At 63.9% G+C, this 3,641-nt stretch carries 5 protein-coding genes; 1 reads left to right on the top strand and 4 read right to left on the bottom strand.

Annotated features, from left to right (window positions below; all coding sequences use genetic code 11):
- Window positions 1-22: 22 nt before the first annotated feature.
- The 3 genes from JHD07_RS25795 to hemH form a co-directional block, all read right to left on the bottom strand.
- A complete protein-coding gene (locus JHD07_RS25795) occupies window positions 23-466 on the bottom strand; it encodes an NfeD family protein (protein ID WP_291627177.1) in 444 nt (147 codons plus the stop codon).
- A 55-nt stretch (window positions 467-521) separates the two neighbouring features.
- On the bottom strand, window positions 522-1,520 hold the full coding sequence (locus tag JHD07_RS25790; RefSeq protein WP_291627175.1) for an SPFH domain-containing protein: 999 nt from the start codon (window positions 1,518-1,520) through the stop codon (window positions 522-524).
- Window positions 1,521-1,740: 220 nt separating this feature from the next.
- Window positions 1,741-2,778 (bottom strand): ferrochelatase, encoded by a 1,038-nt coding sequence (hemH, locus tag JHD07_RS25785; protein ID WP_291627173.1) that lies wholly within the window; start codon window positions 2,776-2,778, stop codon window positions 1,741-1,743.
- 82 nt (window positions 2,779-2,860) lie between these two features.
- Here hemH and JHD07_RS25780 point away from each other — a divergent pair, with 82 nt between their 5' ends.
- Window positions 2,861-3,259: an MAPEG family protein gene (locus tag JHD07_RS25780; RefSeq protein WP_291627171.1), complete on the top strand. Its 399-nt coding sequence runs from the start codon at window positions 2,861-2,863 to the stop codon at window positions 3,257-3,259.
- A 6-nt stretch (window positions 3,260-3,265) separates the two neighbouring features.
- Here the strand turns inward: JHD07_RS25780 and JHD07_RS25775 are convergent.
- Window positions 3,266-3,641 (bottom strand): thioesterase family protein (locus tag JHD07_RS25775; protein WP_291627169.1); only part of this gene is annotated, 376 nt, incomplete at its 5' end.

Genomic DNA, 3,641 nt, shown 5'->3' with positions numbered 1-3,641 from the left:
CCCTCCAGGGGAGGGTAAGAAGTTAGGCCGCCGCCACGGTCAGATTCGCGCCGTCCACCTGCACCACCTTCACACGCGTCCCTGCCGGCGTATCGGGACCCGCCACGCGCCAGACCGTGTCGCCGATACGCACCGTGCCCGAGCCGTCGATGATCGGCTTCTCCAGCGTGAACTCGCGGCCCAGCAGCGCCTCGCTGCGCTTGTTGAGGAACGGACTTGCGCTGGTGTCGGGCTTCGGCCTGGCCAGGCGGCGCCACACCGGCACGGCAGCGGCGGCAAAGACCGCGAACATCACGAGCTGGATCTGCCAGGACACCGCAACAGTGAACGAGATCAGCCCGACCAGCAGCGCGGCAAGCCCGAGCCAGAACAGGAATATCCCCGGCGCCAGCACCTCCAGCCCCATCAGGATGAAGCCGAGGATCAGCCAGTTCCAGCTGCCGAGCGATACGAACATGTCGGTCATGACACGACCTTCTCTCATGCGCCCGCGCCCTCGCCAAGGGGTCGTGGGCCCGTGACTATCCCTGCCGCGGCGGCACGACCGGCGGCGTGCTGCCGGTCGGCGGCACCGATCCTGGGCGGCGCGCGGCAGCGGCTGCACTAGCCTCGCCGAACGTCGCCTTGGCGATCTCGCCGATGCCGGCGAGCGAGCCGAGCATGCTCATCGCTTCGACCGGGAGCATGATGACCTTCTGGTTCGGCGAGTCGGCCAGTTGCCCGAATGCCTTGATATATTTGTCGGCGATGAAATAGTTCAATGCGGCGACGTCGCCCTTGGAGATCGCTTCGCTGACCATCTGGGTGGCCTTCGCCTCGGCCTCCGCCGAACGCTCGCGTGCCTCGGCGTCGCGGAACGCGGCTTCCTTGCGACCTTCGGCCTGGAGTATCTGCCCCTGCTTTGCGCCCTCGGCACGCAGGATTTCCGACTGGCGCTGGCCTTCGGCCGCCAGGATGTCGGCACGCTTGACGCGCTCGGCCTTCATCTGCCGGCCCATGGCCTCGACGAGGTCGGCCGGCGGCACGATGTCCTTGATCTCGATGCGGTTGACCTTGAGACCCCAGGGCGAGACCGCGGCATCGACCACGCGCAAGAGGCGCTCGTTGATCTCGTCGCGATGCGACAGCACCTGGTCGAGGTCCATCGAGCCCATCACCGACCGGATGTTGGTCATGGTGAGGACCGTGATCCCCTGGTTGAGGTTGGAAACCTCGTAGCTGGCTTTCGCGGCATCGAACACCTGGTAGAAGGCGACGCCGTCCACCGTCACGGTGGCGTTGTCCTTGGTGATCACCTCCTGCTCTGGAATGTCGATCACCTGCTCCATCATGTTGATCTTGCGCCCGACGCGATCGAAATAGGGCACGATCAGATTGAGGCCGGGGCTCAGCGTCTGCGTGTATTTGCCGAACCGCTCGATGGTCCAGTCATAGCCCTGCGGCACCGTCTTCACGCCGGCGAGCAGCGTAACGATGACGAGCAATACCAGAACAATCGCGAAAATGTCGAAGCCGCTCATATCTCCTCCAAGCCGGCAAAAAGGCCCTTTCCGGCGCTGTCATTGGTCGGGATCGATACCCTACCGGTTCAGCGGTCGCGAGTAACGTCGGCATCGGCTCGATTCCGCACAAGGCGCACAGAAAGGAGCGGTGACGATTATGTATTTGAGCGAAAGCTCTTGAAAGCAGGTCGCAGCAGACCTAGCGGCAAAGGTTAACGATTGCCGCCCGGGCGCAATGTCAGATCCAGCCCTGAAGCTCGCGCAGCACCAGGGTGCGGATCACGTCCATGCCGGGCTGGCTGTCGTTGAGGCAGGGGATCGCGGAAAACTCTTCGCCGCCATTATGCTCGAATATCTCGGCGTTCTCCTGCGCGATCTCCTCCAGCGTCTCCAGGCAGTCGGCGGAAAAGCCGGGCGTCACCACCGCGATGCGGCGCACGCCTTCCTTGGCGAGACGCTCCATGGTCTTGTCGGTGTAGGGTTGCAGCCACTCGTCGAAACCGAAGCGCGACTGGAAGGTCAGCAGCAGCTTGGTATCGTCCAGCTTCATCCGCCGGCGCAGCGCCTCCGTCGTCGCCACGCAATGGCTCTGATAGGGGTCGCCCTTGTCGACATAGGATTTCGGCATGCCGTGGAAGGAGGCGACGATCAGCTCCGGCTCGAAGGAGAGCGTCGAAAGATGCGCCTCGATCGAGGTCGCGAGAGCGTCGATATAGGCCTCGTCCTCGTAGTAGGGTGGCGTCACCCGCAGCGTGGGCTGGGACCGCATCTGCGAGAGGACGCGGAACACCTCGTCGCAGACCGTTGCGGAGGTCGAGGCGGAGTATTGCGGATAGAGCGGCACGGTGAGGATGCGCTCGCAGCCCCTGGCGATCAGCCCGTCGATCCCCGCCTTGATCGAGGGATTGCCGTAGCGCATCGCCCAATCGACCACGACATGTGCGTGGTTCGACAGCGCCGCGGCGAGCTTCTCGCTCTGCGAGCGTGTGATGGTCTTGAGCGGGGACTCGTTCCTTTCGGTGTTCCAGATCTTCTGATAGTCGCGTGCCTTGGCCCGGGGACGGGTGTTCAGGATGATGCCGTTGAGCACCACCTTCCAGATCAGGCCCTGATCCTCGATCACCCGGGCGTCTGAGAGGAACTCCTTCAGATAAACCCGCACTCCCCGGGCATCGGCCGTATCAGGCGTTCCGAGATTGATCAGGAGCACGCCGACGCGCGGCAGGGCGGATCGGGGGGCCGGTTTCGCTGTCTCGAGGGGGACGACGCTGGTCATGGCTGGTTGGGTCGCGCGTTGGTCCGAACTTGTCAAGATGAGGCGGGTTTCGTTAGGGTCGCAGCCAGGCCGGGGAAGGACGATGACACTCGCGGAATGGTGCGTCTTTGGAGCGCTGCTTCTCTACCTGTCTACGATCGCCGCGATCAAATGGATCAGGTTCCGCCACTTCGACAATTCCCGGCCGCGCGACCCCGCTTTCTATGACGACGCGCTCTCGCAGCGCGCCCTCGGCGCGCACCAGAACGGTATCGAGACCTTCCCGTTCTTCGCCTTCGCCGTGCTGCTCGCCGAATTCAGGGATGCGCCGCAGCGGCTGATCGACGAGCTTGCGGCCCTGTTCCTGATCGTGCGGATCGCCTACGTGCTGACCTATCTCGGCAACCGTCCGACGCTGCGCTCGATCCTCTGGAGCATCGGCTTTGCGATCAATCTCGGGATCTTCTTCATGCCGGCGTTGAAGCGCTTCCTGCCGGTGTGAGGCGGCTCACGCCAGATGCCGCTCCCGCGTCGCGATCAGCGCCCGCATCGAGGCCGGGATCGTGACTGGCCGATGCGTCTGCTGGTTGGTGTAGACCCAGACGATCTCGCCGGTCACCAGCGCCTCCGTGCCGCCCTTCAGGAAGATGGCGAGCTCGAAGACGAGACTCGAATTGCCGATCCGCGCCACGCGCACGCCGACGTCGAGCTCCCAGTCGAAGCGGACCGGCGCCTTGTATTCGATGACGGATTTGACGACGTGGAAATCGATGCCGCTCGCCTGCGCGTCGGCATATTGGTCGAAGCCGAGCGCGCGGAAATATTCGGTGATGGCCGTGTCGAAATAGGTCAGGTAGTGCGCATTGAAGACGACACCCTGCCCG

Origin of the sequence: Bradyrhizobium sp., from assembly GCF_016462955.1 — a bacterium.
GTDB lineage: Bacteria > Pseudomonadota > Alphaproteobacteria > Rhizobiales > Xanthobacteraceae > Bradyrhizobium.
The sequence above is the reverse complement of the archived record's forward strand: the minus strand, read 5'-3'. Positions and strand labels throughout refer to the sequence as shown.